General features: G+C 73.9%; 21 protein-coding genes. 12 read left to right on the forward strand and 9 right to left on the reverse strand.

What is annotated here, in order from left to right; genetic code table 11:
• The first annotated feature begins 18 nt into the window (after positions 1 to 18).
• On the forward strand, positions 19 to 2829 hold the full coding sequence (locus J4557_RS38660) for a helix-turn-helix transcriptional regulator (RefSeq protein ID WP_208271774.1): 2811 nt from the start codon (positions 19 to 21) through the stop codon (positions 2827 to 2829).
• Here the strand turns inward: J4557_RS38660 and J4557_RS38665 are convergent.
• Complete coding sequence (locus J4557_RS38665) at positions 2774 to 4933, reverse strand: FUSC family protein (protein ID WP_208271775.1); 2160 nt, start codon at positions 4931 to 4933, stop codon at positions 2774 to 2776. The genes J4557_RS38660 and J4557_RS38665 overlap by 56 nt on opposite strands.
• A 352-nt stretch (positions 4934 to 5285) precedes the next feature.
• Between J4557_RS38665 and J4557_RS38670 the strand changes: the two genes are divergently transcribed.
• Positions 5286 to 6647, forward strand: coding sequence for a wax ester/triacylglycerol synthase family O-acyltransferase (locus J4557_RS38670; protein WP_208271776.1), 1362 nt, complete (start codon positions 5286 to 5288; stop codon positions 6645 to 6647).
• Between the two features lie 924 nt (positions 6648 to 7571).
• On the opposite strand, the gene J4557_RS38675 is transcribed toward J4557_RS38670, so the two are convergent.
• Together J4557_RS38675 and J4557_RS38680 are read right to left on the reverse strand one after the other, a co-directional pair.
• Positions 7572 to 8243 (reverse strand): DUF4389 domain-containing protein, encoded by a 672-nt coding sequence (locus tag J4557_RS38675; protein ID WP_208271777.1) that lies wholly within the window; start codon positions 8241 to 8243, stop codon positions 7572 to 7574.
• Complete coding sequence (locus J4557_RS38680) at positions 8233 to 9132, reverse strand: universal stress protein (protein ID WP_208271778.1); 900 nt, start codon at positions 9130 to 9132, stop codon at positions 8233 to 8235. The genes J4557_RS38675 and J4557_RS38680 overlap by 11 nt, the downstream gene beginning before the upstream one ends.
• A 309-nt stretch (positions 9133 to 9441) precedes the next feature.
• Between J4557_RS38680 and J4557_RS38685 the strand changes: the two genes are divergently transcribed.
• From J4557_RS38685 to J4557_RS38695, 3 genes are all read left to right on the forward strand, one after another.
• Positions 9442 to 9660: a phospholipase D-like domain-containing protein gene (locus J4557_RS38685; RefSeq protein ID WP_208271779.1), complete on the forward strand. Its 219-nt coding sequence runs from the start codon at positions 9442 to 9444 to the stop codon at positions 9658 to 9660.
• An 18-nt stretch (positions 9661 to 9678) separates the two neighbouring features.
• Entirely contained in the window at positions 9679 to 10524 is an 846-nt protein-coding gene (locus J4557_RS38690; protein WP_208271780.1) for a universal stress protein, read from the forward strand.
• A 132-nt stretch (positions 10525 to 10656) separates the two neighbouring features.
• Positions 10657 to 11808, forward strand: coding sequence for a site-2 protease family protein (locus J4557_RS38695; RefSeq protein WP_208271781.1), 1152 nt, complete (start codon positions 10657 to 10659; stop codon positions 11806 to 11808).
• A gap of 401 nt (positions 11809 to 12209) precedes the next feature.
• Here the strand turns inward: J4557_RS38695 and J4557_RS38700 are convergent, their stop codons facing one another.
• The 3 genes from J4557_RS38700 to J4557_RS38710 are packed head-to-tail and all read right to left on the reverse strand — an operon-like array spanning position 12210 to position 13292.
• Positions 12210 to 12797: a flavodoxin domain-containing protein gene (locus J4557_RS38700; protein WP_208271782.1), complete on the reverse strand. Its 588-nt coding sequence runs from the start codon at positions 12795 to 12797 to the stop codon at positions 12210 to 12212.
• Positions 12798 to 12801: 4 nt separating this feature from the next.
• Positions 12802 to 13032: a hypothetical protein gene (locus tag J4557_RS38705; protein ID WP_208271783.1), complete on the reverse strand. Its 231-nt coding sequence runs from the start codon at positions 13030 to 13032 to the stop codon at positions 12802 to 12804.
• 8 nt (positions 13033 to 13040) lie between these two features.
• Positions 13041 to 13292, reverse strand: a complete 252-nt coding sequence (locus J4557_RS38710) for a DUF1876 domain-containing protein (protein WP_208271784.1) — start codon at positions 13290 to 13292, stop codon at positions 13041 to 13043.
• Between the two features lie 499 nt (positions 13293 to 13791).
• Here J4557_RS38710 and J4557_RS38715 point away from each other — a divergent pair, with 499 nt between their 5' ends.
• Positions 13792 to 14460, forward strand: a complete 669-nt coding sequence (locus J4557_RS38715; protein WP_208271785.1) for a CBS domain-containing protein — start codon at positions 13792 to 13794, stop codon at positions 14458 to 14460.
• A 33-nt stretch (positions 14461 to 14493) separates the two neighbouring features.
• Positions 14494 to 15099 carry a CBS domain-containing protein gene (locus tag J4557_RS38720; RefSeq protein WP_208271786.1) on the forward strand — a complete coding sequence of 202 codons (606 nt, stop codon included), beginning with the start codon at positions 14494 to 14496 and terminating at the stop codon, positions 15097 to 15099.
• Positions 15100 to 15372: 273 nt separating this feature from the next.
• Here J4557_RS38720 and J4557_RS38725 read toward each other — a convergent pair whose 3' ends face one another.
• Positions 15373 to 15465: a DUF1918 domain-containing protein gene (locus J4557_RS38725; RefSeq protein WP_208271787.1), complete on the reverse strand. Its 93-nt coding sequence runs from the start codon at positions 15463 to 15465 to the stop codon at positions 15373 to 15375.
• A gap of 201 nt (positions 15466 to 15666) precedes the next feature.
• On the opposite strand from J4557_RS38725, the gene ftsH reads away from it, so the two are divergent.
• The 4 genes from ftsH to J4557_RS38745 all read left to right on the forward strand — a co-directional run bounded on the left by ftsH (position 15667) and on the right by J4557_RS38745 (position 20949).
• Positions 15667 to 17640, forward strand: a complete 1974-nt coding sequence (gene ftsH, locus J4557_RS38730) for an ATP-dependent zinc metalloprotease FtsH (protein ID WP_208271788.1) — start codon at positions 15667 to 15669, stop codon at positions 17638 to 17640.
• A gap of 396 nt (positions 17641 to 18036) precedes the next feature.
• Entirely contained in the window at positions 18037 to 18402 is a 366-nt protein-coding gene (locus J4557_RS38735; protein WP_208271789.1) for an STAS domain-containing protein, read from the forward strand.
• Positions 18399 to 19283, forward strand: coding sequence for an ABC transporter ATP-binding protein (locus J4557_RS38740; protein WP_208271790.1), 885 nt, complete (start codon positions 18399 to 18401; stop codon positions 19281 to 19283). The genes J4557_RS38735 and J4557_RS38740 overlap by 4 nt, the downstream gene beginning before the upstream one ends.
• 19 nt (positions 19284 to 19302) lie before the next feature.
• A complete protein-coding gene (locus tag J4557_RS38745) occupies positions 19303 to 20949 on the forward strand; it encodes an efflux permease Rv1217c-related protein (RefSeq protein ID WP_208271791.1) in 1647 nt (548 codons plus the stop codon).
• Positions 20950 to 21471: 522 nt separating this feature from the next.
• Here J4557_RS38745 and J4557_RS38750 read toward each other — a convergent pair.
• Together J4557_RS38750 and J4557_RS38755 are read right to left on the reverse strand one after the other, a co-directional pair.
• Positions 21472 to 21945, reverse strand: a complete 474-nt coding sequence (locus J4557_RS38750; RefSeq protein ID WP_208271792.1) for a hemerythrin domain-containing protein — start codon at positions 21943 to 21945, stop codon at positions 21472 to 21474.
• Complete coding sequence (locus J4557_RS38755) at positions 21915 to 22418, reverse strand: cyclic nucleotide-binding domain-containing protein (RefSeq protein ID WP_208271793.1); 504 nt, start codon at positions 22416 to 22418, stop codon at positions 21915 to 21917. Before J4557_RS38755 ends, J4557_RS38750 begins: the two co-directional genes overlap by 31 nt.
• Positions 22419 to 22734: 316 nt before the next feature.
• Between J4557_RS38755 and J4557_RS38760 the strand changes: the two genes are divergently transcribed.
• The gene (locus tag J4557_RS38760; protein ID WP_208271794.1) at positions 22735 to 23481 is read left to right on the forward strand and encodes a DUF6544 family protein; all 747 of its coding nucleotides are present in this window, start codon (positions 22735 to 22737) and stop codon (positions 23479 to 23481) included.
• The last annotated feature ends 160 nt before the right edge of the window (positions 23482 to 23641 follow it).

Consider the following 23641-nt stretch of genomic DNA (forward strand, 5'->3'; position numbering starts at 1 on the left):
CTGTTTGTGGAGGTTCGCTTGGACGAGCGGCCGTCGGGTTCACGCGGCACTGCGGCACCGACCGGAGGGGGCGGCGTTCACGGCTCCGCGGAGCGGGACGGGGCGTCCCGCGACGCGATCGTCGGGCGGGACGCCGTGATCGAGCGGCTTACCGCCCTGGTGGCGGACCTGTCCGGCGGCGGACGGGCCCTGCTCCTCTCCGGGGCCGCGGGGACGGGCAAGAGCACCCTGCTGGACGACGCGGCCCGCCGTGCCGCGGCGGCGGGCCGGCGGGTGCTGCGCGCGGCCGGTCACGAATCCGAGCAGGACCTGCCGTTCGCGGCTCTCCACCAGCTTCTGCGGCCGGTGCTGACCGAGGCCGGCGACCTGCCGGACAGGCAGCGCCGGTCGCTGCTCGGCGCCTTCGGGTTCGAGCCCGGCGACGCCGACCCCCTGCTGACGGGCGTCGCCGTCCTGACCCTGCTGTCCCAGGTCGCCGAACGGGCGCCCTTGCTGGTCGTGCTGGACGACGTCCAGTGGATCGACGCGGCGTCCGCCGACGTCCTGTCCTTCGCGGTCCGGCGGCTGGACGACGACTCGGTCGCGGTGCTGGCCGGCGGGCGCGACAGCGACGATCACGCTGCCGGCCGGGGGCCGGCCGGAGGCTTCGACCGGGGCGTTCCGAAGCTCGTGCTGGGCCCGCTCGACCGGGCCGAGTCCCGGCGGCTGCTCGACCTGCGCTCGCCCGGTCTGGCGGCCGGGCTGCGCGAACGCGTCCTCGATGAGGCCGCGGGGAATCCGCTGGCCCTGCTGGAGCTGGCCGAGGCGGCGCGGGGCCGTCGCGCCGGCGAGGCGCAGGGGCCGCTGCCGGTGGGCGAGCACCTGGCGAGGATCTACACCGCGCGTCTCGCGGAACTGCCCGAAGCCGGCCGGCGCGCCCTGCTGCTGCTCGCCGCCGCCGACGCGGCCGATCCCCCCGACACCGTGCCGGCGCTGCTGCCCGATCCCGAGGACAAGGCGTGGACCGCCGTCGAAGAGTCCGGTCTGATCCGCAGGGAGGGCCGGCACATGCGGTTCCGGCACCCGCTGATCCGCTCCGCGGTCTACCACGCCGAACCGCTGGACGCCCGCCTGGACGCGCACCGCGCGCTCGCCGGCGCCCTGCGCGACGAACCGGACCGCCGCGCCTGGCACCTCGCCGCCGCGACCCTCCACCCGGACGCCGAGGTGTCCGCCGCCCTGGAGCGGACGGCCGAGCGGGCGCGCCGGCGCGGCGGCCACGCGGCGGCGGCCAGAGCGCTCGCCCGCGCGGCGGAGCTGCGCCCGGACCGCGAGGACGGCGCCCGCCTGCTGGCGGACGCGGCCGGCCTGGCCGCCTTCACCGGGGACCTGCCCTGGGTCGAGGAGCTGGCCGCCCAGGCCCGCGCCCGGACCGGCGACCCCGCCGTGCGCGCCACCGCCTCACTGCACGCCGGACGGCTGGCCGCGCTGACCGGGCGGCACGCGGGCGCCTTCGCCGGCCTCGCCGCGATCGCCGCCGACCTGGCGGCCGCGGCCCCGGCCACCGCGCTGGACGCGCTCGCCACCGCCGCCGTGCTGCGCTTCTACTCGGGCGAGGAGTCCCAGCGGCGGGAGATCGAACGGATCCTGCCGCGCCTGCCCGCCGGACCGCTGCGCGAGTGGACGCTGGCCGTGTCGGACCCCTTCGGCGGCGGCCGAGCGCTCGCGCCCCGGCTGCCGGACCTGATCGCCGCTGCCTGGGGACGTCCCGAACGGTCGACCGCCCTCGCCATCGCCGCCTGGATCCTGGACGAGACCCCCTTGGCCGTCCGCACGTTCGACGAGGCCGTCCACGCGTGGCGCGCCGCCGGCCCCCTCCCGGACGGTCTGGGCGGCGTCGTCGCGATGGCCTACTTCGAGAACGGACGCTGGGAGCAGGCCCGGACGGTCTGCGCCGAACTCGCCGCGCTGCCCGCCGCGCCGGTCCTCGACCACGCGGTCGCGTGTGCGCGCGCTGTCGACGCGATGGTGCTGGCCGCGCAGGGCAACGCGGCGGCCGCACGCGCGCTCGCCGGCGAGGCGCTGCGCCTGGTGGACCCGCTGGAGAGCCGGTCGGTCGCCGTGTACGCGCACCGCGCCCTCGCGAGCGCCGCCATCGCCGACGGCGACCACGAGACCGCCTACGAGTACGCGCGCACGGTCTTCGACGCGGACGGCGACCCCGTCCACTACCACGCCTCGTACCCGGCGCTGGCCGAACTCGCCGCGTCCGCCGCGCGCAGCGGCCACCACGCCGACGCGATCGCGATCATCGAACGCTCCGCTCGCACGCTGGCCGGCAGCGGCTCGTCCCGCCTGCGGGCCCTCGTCCACCGCGGCCGTGCGCTGCTCGCCGAACCCGAGCACGCCGAGCCGGACTTCCAGGCCGCCCTGGCCGAACCCGCGCTGGAGCGCTGGCCCTTCGAGCACGCCCAGACGCTGCTGGAGTACGCGGAATGGCTGCGGCGGCGCCGCCGCATCACCGAGGCGCGGCCGTTCCTCACCGCGGCCAACGACACCTTCCGCAGGCTGGGAGCGCGGCCGTGGGCGGAACGCGCACAGTCCGAGTCTCGAGCGGCCGGTCTGGACACCGACTCGGCCGTCCCCGGCGCCTTCGCCGGGCTCTCACCGCAGCAGCAGCGGATCGTCCGTCTCGCCGCGCGCGGGCTGAGCAACCGCGAGATCGGCGAACGCCTCTTCCTCTCACCGCGGACCGTCGGCTCCCACCTCTACCGCACCTTCCCCAAGCTGGGCGTCACCGCCCGCTCCCAGCTACGGGACGTGGTCGACGCGGCGGGCGGCCCGGTCTGATCGCCGTCCGGTGGCGAGCGCGGCGGTGACCCGCCGCAGGGCCGCCGAGGGCCCGCGCCAGTTCGGCCGTCGCCTCCTCCATGCGGCACAGGTGGAACAGCGCGCGGTCCCCGGTGGGCGTGTGATCCCGGGGCCAGCGGGGGTCTGCGGCAATCCGCTCCAGCGTGCGCGAGTGGCCGCCGGTCGCGGGCCACGCGCCAGCCCGCAGCAGCCGGATCGCCTCGTCGAGGTTGCCCCGGACGCGCTCGGCCGCCTCATCCGCACACCCCGCCCCGCCCGGCCGAGCGGGGCGTGCCCCTACCGCCGTGACGGCGGCGAGGCTGCGAGCATGGTAGGCGCACGACTCCAGCAGCGCGAGCAGATGCCGGGCGCCGGCGCGATGCGTGCGGCGCGGGTTCAGCGGGTGGACGAGCGGGCGGAGGGAGCCGCGCAGCTCCTCCAGGGCCCGGTCCAGCTCACGGGTACCGAGCGGCGTGACGCCCCGCGGTGGGCGCGTCCGCTGAAGGGCGCGCAGCACCACGAGCGACCGCTCCCCGCCGGCCCGGCGCACGGTCGTGGGAACCACGAGCGCCCCCGCCAGCACTCCGCACATCACGCCGAGGGCGGTCTCCCGGACCCGCACCGCGAGAAGCTCGGTGGAGAAGACACCGAGCAGAGCGAAGACCGTGACGATCATGCAGGTGATGAAGAAGCTCACCGCCCAGTACGCGTCCGGCGGCGTGCAAAAGATGCCGAAGACGCACACCAATGACACGCACAGGACGACCGGGACGCCGCCGACCCCGGCGACCGCCGGCCCGCAGGCCACGCCCAGAACGGTGCCCAGCAGACGTTGCAGCCCCTGGACCAGGACGTCCCCGGAGCTCTCGGTGTTGACGAAGACCGCCCACGCGGACAGCACGGCCCAGTACCAGTGCTCGGAGGACAGCGCGCTCGCACCCGCCACGGCGCCGGCCGCCGCCGCAGCGACCTGCACGGCCCGCCACGTCGTAGCCGGCCTCAGCACGCCGCGCCCAGGAGACGCGCCCTCGGCCTGCGGCGCCGCGCCGCTGATCACCGGACGGCACGGACCGTGTTCCGGAGGATGGATCGCACCGTCGCCGGCCGGTCGGAGCCCGGCCACGGCACGCATCAGTTCGCCGATCGCATCGTGGACGTCCAGCAGCGCGGCCGGTGTAGCGGGTCCCAGGCTCAGCCGGTCGTGAGCCGCATCCAGGCCACCCCCGTCACGCCCGTTCCGTGTCCGGGCCAGATGGCCGTGGACGGCCCGCAACTCCAGCACCAGATGTTCCCGGAGGCGGGAGGACGCCGCCGGGTCCGCGGCGGACCGGACGGCCAGCACCGCCAGCCGCTGCGCGGCCACCTCGGCCTGTGCGATCCGCCCCGGCTCCCCGGTCCCGCCCGGCACGCGGGGGCCGAGGACGTCCGCGATCATCAACGCGCTGCGGTGCAGCCGGACGATCCTGCGCTCCAGGGCTCGGGCCGCGCGAACGTCGTCCCGGCCCGCTCGTACCAAGTCGATCGTGCCGAGCACCACTCGCCCCAGCTGGGTGCGGAACGCGCGCCGCAGCCGCCGCAGCGTGCCGCCGGGGCTCGTACGCAGCAGCCCGAAACGCACGAGCGCGTCGGCGGCGAAACCCACGGCCACGGCGGCGTACAGGCCTGGCAGGTCGCTCATCCGCGCGCCGAGGAACTGGGGCAGGAAGTAGGCCATGAAGGCCAGGATCCCGAGTGCCTGCCCCCGCGCCCCGTACCGGCGGACGTACACCGCCCAAAAGATCAGCAGGACGAAGACACTCCCGGCCGGCACCGGATAGGGCGCCAGCGCACCCCCCATGAGCAGGACGATGGACACCACGGGCACCGCTGCGGCGACCACGAACGCCTGATCCCGGGCAGCGCCGTCACCGAGGGCCAACGCGACGGTGAAGGGGGCGAAGCAGCCCGCGACGAGCAACTCGGCGGGCGCGCCCGAGAGGCCCAGGCCGGCCAGGGTGAGCGCCACGCCGATGACCGCCCTGAGCGCTGACAGCGTCCGCACGAGCCCGGGATCGCCGGCCTCCAGCCGATCCCGCACACGTTTCGCCGGCAGCCGGACGGCCATCGATTTCTCCGTTCGTCGAGTCCTCCCCCCATCGTGCGGACACGCAGCCCCGCCAAGGCATCCGACACATGACTGCACCGGTGGCGGTGCGGTTAGGTTGAAATGGGTGATCGTGTCGCCGGCGTCCTCGGCCTGCACGGCGTCCGAGAGGCTGCCCACGCTCAGGCAGCGGTCCACTGACCGGCCGTCCTCTCCTCTCCCCAGCACGGCCTGGCTCCTCGGCAGGGACCAAAGTCTCCGGCTCCGGGGCGCTTCGGGCACGTCCTGTCGGGACGAACGCCGGTGGGCACCGGCACCGGCAGGGCGTTGCCTTGAAAGGGGTCCATACCGAGGACGGTGAACGATGCAACGCATGAACGCGCTGGACGCCGGGATGTTCTTCGCCGAGAACGACACGACGCCCCTGCAGATCGGAACGGTCATCATCTTCGAGGGCCCCGCGCCCGACCACGCGGACCTGGTGAAGCAGGTGCTCGCGAGACTTCCGCTGGCGCCGCGCTGCCTCCAGCGCGTCCGCACCGTCCCGCTGAACCTCGCGCACCCGGTGTGGGTGGACGACCAGCGCTTCGCCGTCGAGCACCACGTGCGCCACACCACCGCGCTGCCCGCACCCGGCGGTGCGCGCGAGCTGCACGAGCTGGCGGCCCGCGTCATGGCCCGGCCCCTCGACCTCACCCGCTCCCCCTGGGAGATCTGGCCCGTTGGCGGGCTGGAGGGCGACCGCTGGGCGGTGATCTGCAAGATCCACCACTGCATGGTCGACGGCCTCGCCGGCATCGACCTGCTGACCGTACTGCTGGACGCCGACTCCGCCTGGTCGCCGGCGGAGCCCGAACCGTGGGCTCCGGAACCCGAGCCCGCCTCCCGTGCACTGGTCCGTGCCGGCGTCCTGAATGCTTTCGCCGGCTACGGCCGGCAGGCCGTCCGGCTGTTCTCCCCGGCCCTGCGCGATTCGGTGTCGATCGCCCGGGCCGTCCCCTCGTACGCCGCTCGCCTCGCGCGCCCAGGCACGCCGTCGCTCAACGGGCCGACCGGGCCGCACCGGCGGTGGTCGCGGGCGCACGCCGGGATGGACGAGATCGACCGCATCCGGCGCGACCTCGGCGGATCGGTCAACGACGTCGTGCTGGCCGCGGCGGCGCGCGGCTTTCGCGATCTGCTCGCCGCGCGCGGCGCCCTGACCGCGGACTCCGCCGTCCGCGCCCTCGTGCCCGTCTCCGTCCGGTCGCCCGGCGAGCGCGGCGGGCTCTCCAACCGGGTCTCGGCGGCGCTCGCCGACCTGCCGTGCGGCGAGCCCGACCCGGTCCGGCGCCTGCACCTGCTGAGGGAGCAGATGGCGGGGATGAAGAAGGGCGGCCGGGCCACCGCCCCCGAGTGCGCCATCAAGCTCATCGGCGGGGCGCCCGCACTGCTGGCCGTCACCGCGCACACCGCGCTCCGGCTCCGCCAGCCCCTGATCCAGACGATCGTCACCAACGTCCCCGGTCCGCAGTTCCCGCTGTTCGGGATGGGCCGCAGAGTGCTGGAACTCGCCCCCTACATCCCCATCGCGGCCGGGGAGCGGATCTCCATCGGAGTCGTCTCCTACGACGGCGCGCTCACCTTCGGCCTCACCGGCGACCGCGACGCGGTGCCCGACCTGGACGTCCTGGCCGCGGGGATCCGGGCCGGCATCGACGAACTCCTGCAGGCATCGCATTCCACCGCGGCCTAAGAGGTCGTCAAGGAATCAGCGGCCGAGGCGGCCGATGGCGCGCTCGACTCCGAACCCTCTGCTCGCATCCCGCAGCGCCGCCCCGGCGGGCGGTCAAAGCCGCACCGGCTCTGGTGAAGTCCCCCTGCCGGTCAGATCTCGGCCGGCAGGGGCCTCCACCGCGAGTCGCTGCGCACCTGGGTGCGCCAGCGTCAGACCCAGGCCCAGGCCCACCTGGCCTATGCCGAACGCGAGGAGCTCAAACGACTGCGCCACCAAGACCGGCGAAACAAGGGCATGGTCAACCAGTTCTCGTACATGGCTTGCGCTACACTCGGCCAATCATTGCCAGAATAAGAGGTGATCGGACATTATCATTCGGCGCGGCGACGAAGTGATCGTCTCCTGCGAGCCGGCGAGCGCGCGGGTGGCCGAAGTGGATTCGCGCCACATCATCATAGAATGGCCGTGGCGAGCAATTGATAATTCCTCGAAATTTCGATGGAACGGCCAGTTCGCCCTCCCAAGGGGCGGTTCCCCTCTGGCGTGGATCCCCTACCGCCTCGAACCGCCGGCTTCCGCCCTCCACGCAGGAGACGTTTGCACGGTTTCCACCCCGCCGACACGTCTCTACGTGGGGCACTACGAGGAGTACGACCCTCCGCGCAATCTCGGCTGGGCTCCCGCGCCGACCGCAGGAATCTATGTGGTACCGCTGGAGACCAAGGACGTGGAAGACGCGGGCTGCATGCTCTACCTGGGCGGAGCCGATCCCATTCACGTGGAACCGGTTCATGACTAAGCCCGGATACACCGAACCAGCCCTCCGCTTGTTCCGACGACGAGCCGGCGCGGGCATCGTGACCGCGTTGCCGTAAGTGGATCGCGCTTCACGCCGGCGGGCCGGCTCCCTTCAATCGGGAACCGGCCCGTCCTTCGCGCCGGTCACACCGGCTCGGGGGTCACCGGGCGGGAGTCCGGCTCGGCGCCGCCCATGTCGAGCCGGAACGGCGGGTACCGGTCGGTCATGAGGAACGCATAGCCCGCGACCCTGAGCGTCCACCTCGCGATCCCCATCACCAGATCGAAGAGGCCCCGCGGGTACCTGCCCGTGAACAGCAGCGCCACGGCGGCGATGAGGACCAGCAGAGCGTCGAGCCCGGGAGTGTCCCAGCCCCAATGCTCGCCCCCGCTCCCGCCGATGAGCAGCGAGACCACCAGGTAGTGCGGGATCGCCAGCAGCCACCACTTCACCAGGACCAGGCCGCGCGAGAGCCGCTCCGGAGCGTCGATCGAGAGCCGGGCGGGATAGTCCGGGTCGTCCCGGAGCGTGAAAGGCGGATACCGGTCCGTGCCCAGCGCGCCGTACCCGTAGAACGCGACCCGCCAGGCCCAGCGCAGCACGCCGACGTTGAAGTCGAAGATCGGCCGGGGGTAGCGGCCGGTGACCAGGATCGCGAAGAAGGCCACCACGGTGAGCACCGTGAAGGCGATCCCGAGGAAGAAGAGCACGATGTAGTGCGGGATCAGCAGCAGCCATTTCACCAGCCACAGCCACCGCGAGGGCCTCTCGTCCAACCGGCCCTCGACGCGGACCGGCGTTCGTTCACCGTTCATCTCGTCCTCCCTGCGTGAGCCGCTCTCGATCCGGTGCGCCGGTTCGGCGGGGAACCACCGCGACCGGGCACTGCGCGTGGTGGACCGCCCCGTGGCTGATCGACCCGAGCCGCGGCGCGCTCCAGCTGCGCGCGTGCGCCCCGGTGACCACGAGGCAGGCGTTGCGCGAGGCGTTGGTCAGCGCGACCACGGGGTGCTCGATGAGGACCTCTTCCACCACGTCGACCTGCGGGTACTTGGCACGCCACGGGGCGATCACGGACGCGATCTCCTTGCGGAGCTCCGCGTCGACCTTCTCGTCCTCGGGGGCGTACCCCGCCTCGACGTAGGTCGGGTACATCAGCCATGCGTGGACGACCCGCAGGCGGGCACCGCGCAGGGCCGCGACGTCGAAGGCGTAGCGGAGCGTCGTCTCCTCGTCCTTGGTCAGGTCGAGGCCGACGACGACCTCGCCCCGGTCGTCGGTGTCGCCCCGGACGACCACGAGCGGGACGGTGGTGCGGGCCGCCATCCGCAGGCTCGTCGAGCCGAGCAGCATGCTGGCGAAGCCACCGTGCCCGCGGTTGCCGAGCACGAGTTCGTACGCGTTCTCCGACTCCGCCATCAGCGCCTTGGGCGTGGACTCGGCGGCCAGCGTCGTCGCGGTCTCCAGGTCCGGGCGGCGCTGCCGGACCCGCTCGCGGGCGTCCTCGAGGACGCGCCGGCTGAGCCGCGTCATGCGCTCGACCGTCTCCGGAGGCGTGAACAGCGGCGCGCGGTACGGGCGGCTGTCCACGGCGTGCACGATGTGCAGGGGCCGGTTCCGGCGTACGGCTTCGGCGACCGCCCAGTCGAGGGCGCGGTTCGCGCACTCGGACCCGTCGACGCCGACGACGATCGATTCGGTCATGTCACCCTCCTCGGTGAGCGTCGCGGGCTCCGGTGCCCCCGCGCTTCGCATGCGGTTCCTCGATCAGGGTGGCCGGGCGCCGCTGCGGCCCCCCAGGGGCGTAAGTCCTCAGTTCGGGCCTCGACCGGCTGGAAACCCTCCGCACCCGTGCGCGCCGGTCGCGGCCATGGCCAGGGGCCCGGGCGGATGAGGGCTGTCGGCGCCGCCGCCGGGACGAAGGTCCCTACATGCGACCGGACGCCTGACGAACCCTTGAAGCATGAAGCGTGGCCGCTGTCGGGGGCGCCACGACCATGCAGAGGAGCGGCAATGGCCAGGCAAATCACTTTCGGGTCCGCGGACATCGCCGTACGGACCCTGGAACACCGCGTCGAGGTGCTGGAACGCCATGTCGCCGCCCTGACCGAGGCGCTGCGGGTCATGGCCATGGCGGTGGAGGACACGCCTTCCGGCCTGTCCGACGACGCGCGGTCGGCGCTCCGGCAGGCGCGCGAACTGCTCCTGCCGCAGCCGCCGAGTTCCCGCTGACCTCTCGAAGGAGCAGCGATGCCCGAAGAGCGAGCGTTCACCGTTGTCGGAACAGATGGTTCCGATCCGTCGAGCCGCGCCATCGGCTGGGCGGCCGACGAAGCCGCGCGCACCGGCCGGGACCTGCGCGTCGTCCATGTCGTAGGCGCCCCCGCCGGTGTCCCGGGCCAGGGCGGCGCCGGCGTCCAGGCGCTGGTGGAGTCCTGGAACCCGGTCCTGCGCGCGGGACGCGAGGTCGCCCTGCGCCGCCGACCCGACCTCGCCGTCGAGGCCGTGCTGGTCCGCGACGGGAGCGCGCCCGCCGCCCTGAAGCGGTACGCCGCCGGGGCCGCGGAGGTGGTGATCGGCCATCGCGGCCGCGGCGGGTTCACCGAGCTGCTGCTCGGTTCGACCGCGCTCCACCTCGCCGGGCGACTGCCCGTCCCGCTGACCATCGTCCGGGGGCGGGACGTCGAACCGGTGGGCGAGATCATCGTCGGCCTGGACCTGCTGGAGGACCCCGCACCGCAGCTCGGTCACGCCTTCGCCGTGGCGGAGGCGCGCGGCGCCCGCCTGCACGCGTTCCACGCGTGGCAGCCCGCGCCCCTCGCCGTCTCCGCGGGCGTGGACCTGCACGCGGCGGCGAACACGCTCCAGAGCCATCTCGCCGCGACGCTGGCGCCCTGGCGGGACCGTTACCCCGAGGTCGAGGTCGTCGAGGACGTCGACGTCGGCCACGCCGTCGCCGCCCTGGTCATGGCATCCGCGCACGCGGACCTGGTGGTCGTCGGATCGCGCGGCCACGTCATGCCGATCGGCTCGGTGTCGCACGGCGTGATCCACCATGCCGACTGCCCCGTCACCATCGTCCGCGCCTCCGGGTGACGGTGCCCGCGCCTCCGGACGGCGGTGCCCGGACCGGCCCCCGGACGCCCTCCGGCCCGCGCGAAGGGGCCTTTCGGCCCTGATCAACGGCCGGTGGGCGAACGACGCTGGGAGCGTCACAGGGAGGTCGCCATGAAGCAGACGTTCAAGCTCGGCACGATCGGAGGCGTCCCGGTCGGCCTGAACTGGTCGGTCGTCGTCACCGTGATCCTGGTCGCCGACATCCTCGCCCAGTCGGTCCTGCCCGGCGCGGACCCGTCCGCGCCCGCGGGCGCCCGGTGGGCGGCGGCGCTCGTCACGGCGGCGCTGTTCCTCGGGTCGCTGGCCGCGCACGAGTTCGCCCACGCGCTCGTCGCCCGCCGCCACGGCGTCCGGGTCGACTCCGTCACGCTGTGGATGCTCGGCGGCGTCGCCGAGCTGGAGGGCGAGCCCCCGACCGCGCGCGCGGACCTGCGCATCGCCGCGGTGGGGCCGGCGACGAGCGGCGCCATGGCCGCCGCCTTCGCCGCCGTGTGGGCGGCGGCCGCCGCGCTCGGCGCGCCGCCGCTGGCCACCACGCCGCTGGCCTGGCTGGCGGTCACGAACGCCGCGATCGCCGTGTTCAACCTGCTGCCGGGCACCCCTCTGGACGGCGGCCGGATCCTGCGCGGGCTGCTGTGGCGCCGCCGCGGCGACCGGGTCGGCGCCGCGCACGCCGCCGACCGGGCGGGGCTCGCGATGGGCCGGGCGATGATCGGCGGCGGCCTGGCCGCCCTGCTGGTCGGCGGCTGGTTCGACGGGCTGTGGCTGGCCCTCGTCGGATGGTTCATCACCAGCTCGGCGAAGGCCGAGGACCGCTGGACCGACCTGCGCGAGGCCGCCGGCGGCCGGCGCGTCGCGGACATCATGACGTCCCATCCCGACCACGGCTGGACGTGGCAAACCGCCGGCGCCTTCATCGACACCGTCGCCGTGGCGTCGCGCCAGGCGGTCTTCCCCGTCGTCGACACCGAAGGGGACCCGGTCGGCGTCGTGACGGTGGAACGGCTCATGCGCCTGCCCGCCGAGGACGCCGGCGTCGCGCTCGGCACGCTCACGGTGCCGCTGCAGGCCGGCCGCGTCGTCGGCCCCGACGAGCCCGCGTCCGCGGTGCTGGCCCACGCGCCGTTCATGGGCGACCTCATCGCGGTCGTGGTGGCCGACCACCATCTGCTGGGGATCGTCACGACCGCGGACGTCCAGATGCTCATCCGCCGCAGCAGGCTGCGGCCCACGACCTCCGCCGCCGCGGGCCGGGCGGCCTAGGGATCCCTAGAAGAGCACCCCGCAGGGACCGAGCCTGTTTCGAGTCACGACCAAGGTCGGAGCAGGCGACCGTTCCTCGAGTCGGCCGGCCAGGCCGCAGAAGCTTTGAGCTGGTTGAAGCGGCCTCCGACGACGTCGCAGGCGCCGGTAGCGGCCCGGGCCGGGTGCGGGCGTTGATGGCGGTCATGGCGAACGCAAGCGGTAGGCCATGGCCCTCGCAGGCCAGGTGAAGTTCGGTGGTCAAATGCGTCGCGGGACGGCCCGAGCGCCTGCCCGGCCGCCGGTGATGCCGGGTTCGTCCCCGACTGTTCTCCCTCTTGCGGGCGTCGGCGGCATGCTGGTGGGCCCGCACGATGGTGGAGTCCACGCACACCGCCGACCAGTCCACCACCCCGATCACGTCATCCGTCAGGCAGCTTTGACGTCGGGTCCCGCCGGTCTTCCTCCATGCGGCCTGTCTGTGGCGGAACGGGGCGGCTCCCGGGAGACCGGAGCGCGTTCGCCACGCCCGCCGCGTAGGCGTCGACGAGAGCCCAATCCCGGTAGTCCCCGTACCGGCACCCCATCGCCTTGAAGAGCAATCGCCCGGTACGCGTGATGTGCTCGGGGGCGATGACGCCGGAGAACAGCACATGGTCGCGTGCGCCCAGGCCGGCCAGCGGCCCCGCCAGCACCGCGGCCGCCTCCTTGCCCGCGAAGGAACGCCAGGGCCCCCGCAGCGCGGCGGGCATGCCGACGCTGAACAGCCAGACGGGGCGGCGGACGAGCACGTCCCGGCTGCGCGCGACGAAGCCGGTCGCCTCGGGCAGCCACGCCCGGTTGTGGATCGCGCTGCCGAGGACGAACGCCTCGTACTGCCTTGCGTCGCCGGCCCGGGCCATCGGGCAGGTCGTCACCGCCACGCCCCGGTCGGCGAGCACCCCCGCGATCCGCTCGGCGATGCTCTCGGTCGACCCGTGGACGCTCGCGTACGCCACCAGAACACTCATGCCGTCACCTCCCGGCCGCCGTCCGGGCCCGCCACCGCTCCGTCGGAGCGGGCTCGTCGGCGAGCACGAAGTAGCTCTCCTCCTGCGCGGAGTGCAGCCGCAGGACGGCGTGCGAGCGCGGCGTCGCGCGTCCCGAGGCCCGGTCCGGCGATCTGCTCGGCGAGCGCCGGCGCGGCCTTCTCCGCGCGGGCGGCCCGTGCCCGATTCCGGGCGTTCCCGCGATCACTGTCCTCACGCCGATCTTCACACCGGCTCAGCAAGTTGCGCGATGTCCTCGCTCGCGAGTCCCCGCAGCCGGTAGGCGAGGTCCGCCAGCGCCCGGCCGGCGGCCAGTTCGTCGCCGATCTCCGGTATCCGGCGGTCGGCCGGATTTCGGCGGGCGTGCCCGTGCCCGGTGATCCTCGGCTCGCCGCCGGTGAACAGCACGGCGCGCGCGTCGGTGTCGGTGGCGTCCTCGCTGATGTAGAGCTCGACGCTCCACTGCTTGGTCTCCATGGTGAATACCCCTTCACCTGGGTGGCTTCCACACCATCGTCGGCGAGGGCCCGCGGGCCGCCTCAGGGGCGAACGTCCCTTGCCCGGACGACCAACGACCCCGCGCGGACCGGCGCCGTGGACGAGCTCGGACCGTCCCGACCGCCGCGTCCCGCGGAGCCGAGGGCGCTCGGCCCGGCCGCTGGGGGTCACAAGCGGCCGGGCCGAAGGTCCCGTGCGGGACCCGACCCGACCATCCGGCTCATGACCTGCGGCGGAACCTTCAACCCGACCAAGCGCAGCTACAACGACAACATCATCGTCTACGGGGTCCTCGTCGGATGGACCATGTCGTGACCGGGCCCGGCGCGCGGCGCGGATCGGGCGGGCCCCGCGCCCACGGGACCAGTGGTGGCCCGGGGACGGGCTCTTGGTCCCTACCGGGAACGGCCTTCGGCGCCCAGTGTGAAAGGCGAAACGGCCGTGCGGCCACGTCCGGCCGGCCGAAAGGAGACGGGTCATGTCCGAGCGGAAAGTCGATGACGTGATGACGACCGATGTCGTGACGGTGCGCGAGGACACGCCCCTCAAGCGGCTGGCCTCGCTCATGACCGAGCACGGCATCGCCTGCCTGCCGGTCTTGGACGAGAACCGCAAGGTCGTGGGCCTCGTATCGGAAGAGGACCTGCTGCCCGGTCGGGAGAATGCGCACCGCGTGCGGCGGTGGCTCCACCCGCACGCGGCCGAGGCCGCCACCACGCGGGCGCGCGACGTGATGTCGGCGCCCGCCACCACCGTCCCGGCCGGAACCACGATCGCGAAGGCGGCCCGGCTCATGACCGAGCCCGGAGCACGCAGGCTGCCGGTAGTGAACACCGACGGCGGCCTGGCAGGCATCATCGCCCCACGCGACCTGCTGAAGGCGTTCCTGCGCCCCGACGCCGACATCCACCGGGAGATCATCGAACAGGTCTTCACCAACGGCCTGGGAATCCCACCCGCACTCATCGACGTCCAAGTCGTCGACGGCGTGGCGACCCTCACCGGCGAAGTACCGACGACCGAAGACGTGCCCTTCGCGACCCGCACGGCCTCCGCCATCGACGGTGTCGTCGCCGTCGACAACCGGCTCACCGCCGCCGTCGACGACCGCCACCGCCCCCGCACCGCCGATCTCACCGACTACTGACGGCCGCCCGGCGACCGCCGAGAGGAGACGTCCATGCTGGTCCGCGAAGCCATGACCGCGCCCGCGGTGACGATCGCGCCGTCGGCCACCGTCCGCCAGGCCATGAGGGTGCTGCTCGAGCACGACGTGACCGCGTTGCCGGTCGTCGGCGAGACGGGCCGGCTGGTCGGGATCGTCAGCGAGATGGACCTGCTGCGCGGCGCGTTCGAGGCGGACCCCCGCGCCTTCGCCCGCCCGCTCGGCGGTGCGCCGAGGGGGCCGGAGCCCGGCCGCGTCGAGCAGGTCATGACCCGGGACGTCCGCACGGCGCGTCCGACCACCGACGTCGCCGAACTGGCGGAGATGATGCTGCGGACGAGGATCAAGAGCGTCCCCGTCGTCGACGGCTCCGCCGTCGTGGGCGTCGTCAGCCGCCGCGACCTCATCGCGACGCTGGCCCGGGGCGACGCTCGCATCCGCGACGACGTCCTGGCCTCCATCGCCGCGTACGCACCGGACGGCGGCCCCTGGGACGTCACCGTGGAGGACGGCGTGGTCCGGCTGAGGGGGCGGCACGACGAGCAGGCCGAACGGATCGTCGAGGTGCTGGCCCGCACCGTCCCCGGCGCCACCCGCGTCCTTCTCACGTCTGCCCGGTAAGCCGCGTCTCGGAGGGCGCTGGGGCAGGGAACCTCGGCAGGGCCGAACCGCCGCCAGTACGGCGGGAACATCCACGACCACCCGACCAGCGAGCCGGGACCGAGCACGTCGATGCCGACCGGCCCGTCCGCCGGCGACGCGCGAGACCAGGTCGACCCGTGCCCTCCCGGATGATCCAGAACCGTTCCGCGGGAGGAGCGTGCCTCCGGCATCGCGATCACCTCGTTCCGCGCTCGCTTCGCGGCCGGTGCCGGCGTGGAGGCGCGGCCCTCGTCAGCCGTGCACGTCGAGGATCAGCGCCTTGCCGGTCGGCTCCCCCACCTGGTGGCCGCGAACGATCACCCGGTCGCCCTTGTTCGCCTTCAAGCCGTCTCCTCAGTCAGCCCGTCGGCCGGCGCTCGCCGACATCTTCAGCGTGGGCATGCGCGGCCCCGCACGCGGGGACCGAAGGTCCCGGCTTCGCCGCCGCCCACGTCCCCGCCGGGCTCGCACGCAGGGCCCAACGTCCCAGGCCGCGCGGGACCTCCGCGCATACCGGCAGCGGACGATCAAGGAGAGGCTGGAACCATGTTCGAGCGTCTGCGCCCCGGTGCGCGTCACCAGTCGAAGCCGGCCGCGCCCCGAGAGCCGCAGGATCCGCCGCCCACGCCCCCGCCCACGCCCTCTCCAGCGCAGGGTCCGGCTCCGTGGTGGCAGCGCCTCGCGGTCCCCGCCGGCTTCATACTGTTGTTCCTGGTGCTGCTGGCCCCCGGTCTGCTCACACCGCGGCATGAGGCGCTCAAGCTGCCCTACACCGCCTTCTCCGCCAAGGTCGACGCAGGCCAGGTGAAGACGGTCAGCATCGACGACGAAGGCGGCGTCGACGGGAAGCTCGCCGACGGGACGAAGTTCACCTCCCGCGTCCCCACCGCCCTGAGCACCGCGGACCTGGCGCAGCGCCTGCAGGCACGGCACGTCCAGATCACCGCCACCCGGACCGGGAGCAGCCCGTGGGCGGGCATCCTGATGTGGACGCTGCCGCTCGTCCTCATCGCGGGGCTGTTCCTCTGGACGGGCCGCAAGGGCGCCGCGGTGCCGAGCACCGGCGGTTTCGGCCGCTCCAAGGCCAAGGTCATCGAGGCGGAGCGGCCCACCACCCGGTTCGCCGACGTCGCCGGGTACGAGGGCGTCAAGCAGGAGATCGGCGAGTCGGTGGACTTCCTGCGCACGCCCGAGCGGTACGCGGCCGCCGGCGCCGAGCCGCCGCGCGGCGTCATCATGGTGGGCCCGCCCGGCACCGGGAAGACCCTCTTCGCGCGGGCCGTCGCGGGCGAGGCCGAGGTGCCGTTCCTGTCGGTCACCGGCTCCTCGTTCGTCGAGATGTTCGTCGGCGTCGGCGCCTCCCGGGTCCGCGACCTGTTCGCGGAGGCCCGCAAGCGCGCTCCGTCGATCGTGTTCATCGACGAGATCGACGCCATCGGCGGCAAGCGCGGCGGCGCGGTGCCCGGCGGCGGGCACGAGGAGCGCGAGCAGACCCTCAACCAGCTGCTCGCCGAGATGGACGGGTTCGACCAGGCGAGCGGCATCGTGGTCCTGGCCGCGACCAACCGCCCCGACACCCTCGACCCCGCGCTGCTGCGCCCGGGACGGTTCGACCGGCAGGTGATCGTGCCGCTGCCCACCCAGGCGGAGCGCGCCGCGATCCTCGCCGTGCACGCCCACGACAAGCACCTGGACGACGGCGTCGACCTGGACCGCACCGCGCGCGGCACCCCCGGCTTCTCCGGTGCCGACCTGGCCAACCTCCTCAACGAGGCCGCCATCAACGCGGTGCGGGACGGCCGCGTCACCATCACCGCGCGCGACCTCGACGCCGCCCGCGACCGGGTGATGCTCGGCCGCCGCGACGGCTCCAACGCCCTCCTGCCCGAGGAGCGCCGGTCGGTCGCCGTCCACGAGTCGGGGCACGCCCTCCTCGCGGCGCTGTGCGACCACGCCGACCCCGTGGCCAAGGTGACCATCCTGCCCGCCGGCATGGCCCTCGGCGCCACCGAGCAGCTGCCCGAGGCGGAACGGCACCTCTACGGCGAGGCCTACCTCACCGATCTCCTCACGGTGCGGCTCGGGGGCCGCGCCGCCGAGCTCGTCGTGTTCGGCGAGGGGTCCACGGGCGCCGCCGACGACCTGGCCGGCGCGACGCGGATCGCGACCCGGATGGTCCGCGAGTTCGGCCTCTCCCCCGCCCTCGGGCCGGTCGGCTACGGCACCGGCGACCCCGGCTTCCTGGGTCCCGGCCAGGACGGTGCGCGGCCGCCGTACTCGGAGGCCACCCAGCGCCTGGTCGACGAGGAGGTCGCGCGCCTCCTCCGCGACGCCGAGCAGCGGGCGACGGCCGCGCTGCTCGCCCACCGGCCGGCACTCGATCGGCTGACGTCCCTGCTGATGGAGAAGGAGACCGTCGACGGCGGCGCGGTCCTGGACGCGCTCCGCGAGGAGCGTCCCGGGAACGGCGCCGCCCGCGCGGACGTACGTCCCGCCACGGTCGCTCAAGGGGTCGTTTGAGGCCGACGGTCGTGGTGGCCCCGGGTTCTGAGCCCCTGTCCCCCTCACCGCGCCGACTGCAATGGAGATGAGGAAGGCACTCCCGGCCGAGGGAGCGAGGAGGCGCGGCGCACCGGCGGCAGGGTGATCGCACCGGTGCGCCTTCTGATCCCCGCGCTGAGCGAGCATCCCGGCCCGGCCGACACGCGGATCGCGTGCTCGGGCGCCCTGGGCCGGCTCGACGGCCTGGCGACCCCCATGCTGCTCCAGTTCGGGACCAAGGCGGCGCCGCGGCCGGCGCTCCGAAAGACCCGGACTTCCACGGACGCGCTGGGGACTTTGGTCCCTGGAGCCGGCTCCGCCCCTCACCGGAGGCTTGAGAAAACCGCTCAGCGAGCGGGACAGGAGACGATCGCGATGAACATGACGACCGGACGGCCCACGCCGTCCGCGCAGCTGCGAACCACGGTCCGGTCCGGGCCGCCGCGCCGGGTCGTCCTGGCCGGGGAGCTCGACATCCTCACGGCCGGACGCCTCGAGGACCTGCTGACCGAGATCGCCGAGGCCGGCTCACCGCGGGTCGAGATCGACGCCCGTGACCTCACGTTCTGCGACGCCACCGGCCTCCAGGCGCTGGTCGCCGCCGACGAGATCGCCGTGCGGCGCGGCGGCGGCCTCACGCTGACCGGCGCCTCGCCGCTGCTGCGCAGGATCCTGCGCATCACCGGCCTCGACCGGCGCTTCCCCGTGGGCGAGCGGACCGGAAGCGGGCGCCCGGCATGACCACGGTGATCGAGACCCTGGGGCTCACCAAACGCTACGGGCGGACGACCGCGCTCGACGCGCTCGACCTGAACATCGAGCAGGGCGAGGTGTTCGGGTACCTGGGGCCCAACGGCGCCGGCAAGTCCACGACGGTCGGCCTCCTGCTCGGCTTCATCCGCCCGACATCGGGTGCCGCGAGGGTCTTCGGACTCGACGTCCGGCGCGCGGCCCGGGACATCCATCGGGACCTCGCCTACGTGCCGAGCGAGGCGAACCTCTGGCCCTCCCTGACGGGCGCGGAGACCCTGCACTTCCTGAACACGGTCCATGGCTCGGTCGACGAGGCCTACCGCGACGAGCTCGTCCGCCGCTTCGAGCTCGACCTCGACAAGAAGGTCCGCTCCTACAGCCACGGCAACCGGCAGAAGATCCTGCTCATCGCGGCGTTCGCGGCCCGGCCGCGGCTGCTGGTCCTGGACGAGCCGACGACCGGCCTCGACCCCCTCATGGAGCAGGTGTTCCGGCAGTGCGTCCGGGAGGCCCGCGACCGGGGGCAGACCGTGCTGCTGTCGTCGCACATCCTCAGCGAGGTCGAAGCGGTGTGCGACCGCGTGGCGATGCTGCGAGCGGGCCGGATCGCCGAGACCGGCTCGCTCGAGGTCCTGCGCAGGCTCGCGGCGACCCACGTCCGGGCGCACCTGGACTCGGCCGTCCCCGACCTGTCCGGTGTTCCGGGGATCCGCAACGTCGTCGTCGACGGACGCCTCGTCGAATGCGACGTGTCCGGGCCGATGCGCCCGCTGCTCCACGCACTCGCCGACGCGGGCCTCGAGAAGCTGACGACCCGCGAGCCCTCCCTGGAGGAGCTGTTCATCGCCCAGTACGGCACGGCCGGCTGACCGGCGCCGAGGAGACGAGATGCAGGACGCATTGACACCGCTCGCCGTCCGCGCGAGCCGGAGCGGCGCCGCCGAGCCCGCCATCGCCCGCAGCGCGCTGAAAAGGACGTGGGTCGCCGCCACGGCGTGGGCGCTGGTGTTCGGAGGATCCGCGGCGGTGTCCGCGGTCACCTACGCCGGCACCTATCCGACCGTGGCGGAACGCCAGACCATCGCGTCCACGACCGGGCGCGACAGCGGGTTCGCGGTCCTCCTCGGCCCCGTGGCCGACATCGGAACCGTCGGCGGCTACACCGTCTACAAGAACTTCGCTTTCCTCACCACGATCGGCGCCATCTGGGCCCTGCTCGCCGCCACCCGGCTGCTGCGCGGCGAAGAGGACGCCGGCCGCTGGCAGCTGCTCCTGTCCGGCCGGACCACCCCGGTCCGCGCCACGTCCGCCACGCTGACGGGGCTCATGGCCGGCATCGGGATCGTGTTCACGGGGGCGACCGCCGTCCTGCTGCTCACGGGTCGCGACTCGCGGCTGGATCTCGGAACGGGCGCCACGCTGCTGTACGGGCTGAGCCTGACGATCAATCCCGTGGTGTTCGCCGCCGTCGGTGCGCTCACCTCGCAGCTCGCCGCCACCCGGCGGGGCGCGGCCGGGATGGGATTCGGCGCCTTCGCCGTGCTGTTCGTCCTGCGCATGCTCGGCGACAGCGGCCCCCACATGCACTGGATCCTGTGGCTGACACCGTTCGGATGGGCAGAGCTGCTCCGCCCGTTCACGAGCAACACCCTGCTCCCGCTCCTCCCGGCCGCCGCCGCGGCACTGGTCCTGACGGCCATCGCGCTCGAACTGTCCGCCCGCCGCGACACCGGGTCCGGCATTCTGGCGTCGCGCGACACGGCGCCACCGCGGCTGTTCGGGTTGAGCTCCCCCACCGCCCTCGCCGCACGCCTGGAACTTCCCACACTGGCCGGATGGTGCGCCGGCGCGTGCGCCGCCGCCCTCTGCCTGGGCACCCTCGCGAAGGTGGTCACCGATACCTCGACCCGGTCCCTGGCGAACGCACTGGACAAGTTCGCGCCCCAGGGCGCCCTGGTCGACCGCTACCTGGGCGTCGCGTTCCTGTTCGTCACCGCCATCGTCGCCCTGATCCCCGCCGGCCAGCTCACCGCTCTGGCGGCCGAGGAGACGTCCGGCCGGACGGCCCACGTCCTCGCCGGCCCCGCGTCCCGGACCTCCGTACTCGCCGGCAGGCTCGCCCTCACCGCCGCCACGATCACGGCCGCGGGCCTCCTCTCGGGCATCGCGGCATGGCTCGGCGCCGCGATGCGCGGCACCGGCGTCGGCTTCGGCTCGATGGTCGTGACCGGCCTGAACCTCGTGCCGACGTCCCTCCTCGTCCTCGGCATCGGCGCCTGCGTGCTCGCCCTGGCTCCCCGCGCCGCCGGCGTCGCCGTCTACATCGCCGTCATCGGCTCCCTGCTCGCCGACATGCTGGGCTCACTGCAGCCCACCACCCACTGGCTCAGGAACGCCTCGCTCTTCCACTACATGGCCTCCGCGCCCACCGAATCCCCGGACGCCCTCACGGTCATCATCACGGTCGTCATGGCGGGGGCGCTCTGCGCGCTGGCATGCGTCCTCTACAAGCGCCGAGACCTCCAGCTCTCCTGACCCCGAAGCGCCCAGCGCGCTTCTCTGGGGCCCGTCCGGCCGCGGGGTCCTGCACTCCGGCTGCCGCTCGGGCCCCCTTGTCCGTCGCACTGCCTCGACCGCGGCGCCGACGTCACCGGCGTCGACGCGCGCGCCGCGATGCGGACGCCGGCCAGGCGGCGGGCTCGGTGACGGCGCGGCCCGGCACCGGCCGACCTGCGCGACACCCTGCCGGCCGACGACGGCGCGTACGACACCGTGGTCGCGCTGTCCGGCCACGCCGATACCGACCTCCCGGGCGACGGCCGCCGCCGTGGTCCCGTTGTCGCCGGTGACGATGTGGACGCGCGGCCCCCGAGGGCACCGGGCGCCGCATCCCCCTGGGGCGTCATCACAGAGCACATCGACCCAACGACGAACCGGCCTGGCGAAGGCCGGGGACGGCGGCACACACCGGGCGCCCGCAGCGGCGGCGCCCGCAGTCTTCTTGGGCGACGGGTCGCTGGGCGGCGGTGTTCCTGGGCGGCGGGGCCGTCCCGGAGGTCAGGAAGCGCTCGGAGGGCCAGGCAGCGCCGAGCCCGCCCGGCCGCGGATCTCCTCGATCGCCTCCCACTGCGCGGTTCCGAGGTTCGCGAGCGCGGCGGGGAACACGCCGTCCTGCTCGGCGAGGATGTGCCGCCGCAGGACGTCGAGGGCGTCCAGCAGCCGCCGCTCCCCGCCCGGCTCCACCGCCCGGGCCGCCTCGGAGAGCGCGGCCTCGACGAGGCGGTGCTCGTGGACGAGGGCCTCGATGTGGTCGGGGAAGTCGACGGCCATCGCCGGGAACAGCCCCTGCTCCTCGACGAGGGTGTGCGGACCGAGGACCGCAGCGATCCGGGCGGCGAGAGCGCTCATCCGGTCCCGGTCGCCCGCGCGGCCGGCGGAACGCACCTCGCCGATCAGGTCGACGACGAGATCGTGCTCATCGGTCAGCCGCTTGATCGACTCTATGGCCTGGCATCCGCAGTATTCGCACATGGCGTGCCGCTCCCTTGTTCTGTCGTCCTACCGGACTCGCCGGCGGCGCGGAGGCGCGCGACGACGAGCTCCGCGAAGCGCCGCGTCAGCTCGTACCCGAGGGCCGTGTCGACCGCGCAGAGGGTGCGCACCAGCCGGGCGTCGAACTCGATGGCGTCGACGGACGTGCTGGCCACAGCCCCGTGAGCCCAGCGCCGCGGCTGGCACAGCCACGACCAGCCGAGCACGGACCCGGGTCCAAGGGTCTCGACGATCGCGCACTGAGCGGGTAGCAGCCGGTCGACCGTCACCGCCCCGCCGTCGATGAGCCAGAACCGCTCCGCCGGCCGCCCCTCAACGCAGATCCGCTGCGCGGCCGGGATGGTGACACGGCGGCCCGCCGTCGCGAGCCTCGCCAGATCGGCCTTCCTCATGCCCCGCAGGAACGGCTCATGAGCGAGCTCCTCCCCGGTCAGGACGCCCACCGCGCTCACCTCTCCCGCCGTAGCGGGCCGCTCCATGCTCCGCGGGGCGGCCCCGATCCGAGATCGACGGCGCCACTTCGCCGCCATGACCAGCACACCACCGCGGGGAGGCACCGCACAGGGCCGAAGGACCCGCCCGGACCGCACCCGGAAGGCGCCCGGCGAACGGGACCATCCTCCGCGGGCAGGGGACCTACGACCGTGCCGGCCGGGCACGTCCGCGCGATCTCCTGTAAACGGTCGTCGACGGAGGAGAAGCGCGATGGACACGAGTCGGCCCAAGACGGTTCCGGTTCATCCCCGTCCGGCCCCGCCGCCTCCGTGGTTGACGAAAGCGGCCGGGCGCGACTGGACGGACCTCGCGGCGGTGTCGGAGTCCGGGACGCCCTTCGACCCGGAGATGACCCGGCACCTGCCCGAACCCGCTCGCCGCTGGTTGGACCACGCGATCCGGCCCGGCACGCCGCTACCGCCCGCGGCGCTGCTGCACATGCGCGGGCGGATACGGCTCGGATCCTGGCGGGCCTTCCGCGCGACCCAGATCCTGCGTCCCCCGCACGGCTTCGTCTGGGCCGCCCGCGCCCGTGTCGCCGGCCTGCCGGTCAAGGGATTCGACCGCTACAGCGGCGGCGACGGGGAGATGCGCTGGCGGATGCTCGGCGCGCTGCCCGTGATGTCCGCCTCCGGGCCCGACATCACCCGCAGCGCCGCGGGACGGCTGGCGAGCGAGTTCGTCTTCGCCCCGGCCGTGGCGCTGTCTCCCGCCGTGTCCTGGGCTACGGTCAGCGCCCACCGTGCTCGCGCCGACCTGACCGTCGGCGGCACCGCGCACTCGGTCGTCCTGACCGTCTCGCCCGAGGGCGCGCTCGTCGAGCTGACACTCGACCGCTGGGGCGCCCCGGAAGGCGGGGCGTTCGGGCGGCATGTCTTCGGCGCCCGTTTCAGCGGGGAGGCCGCCCATGGCGGATACACCCTCCCCGCCCGCGTGCGGGCCGGATGGTGGTACGGGACCGGGCGCTGGGACCGCGGGGAGTTCATCAGGTTCGCCCTCGACCGGGCCGAGTTCCTGTGAGTCCCGTACGGGGCCCCGCTCCCGTCCCTGCCTGGCCGAAGGTCCCGGTGGCGGGGGACGCTCGGCACTGATCTTGCGGCCGGGCGGCTGCGACGCTGGAAGCGACCGAGGGAGGTCGTCAATGCAGATCATGCCCGAACACCGCGCCGTCGTCGTCGGC

Origin of the sequence: Actinomadura nitritigenes, assembly GCF_017573545.1 — a bacterium.
Classification (GTDB): Bacteria; Actinomycetota; Actinomycetes; order Streptosporangiales; family Streptosporangiaceae; genus Spirillospora; species Spirillospora nitritigenes.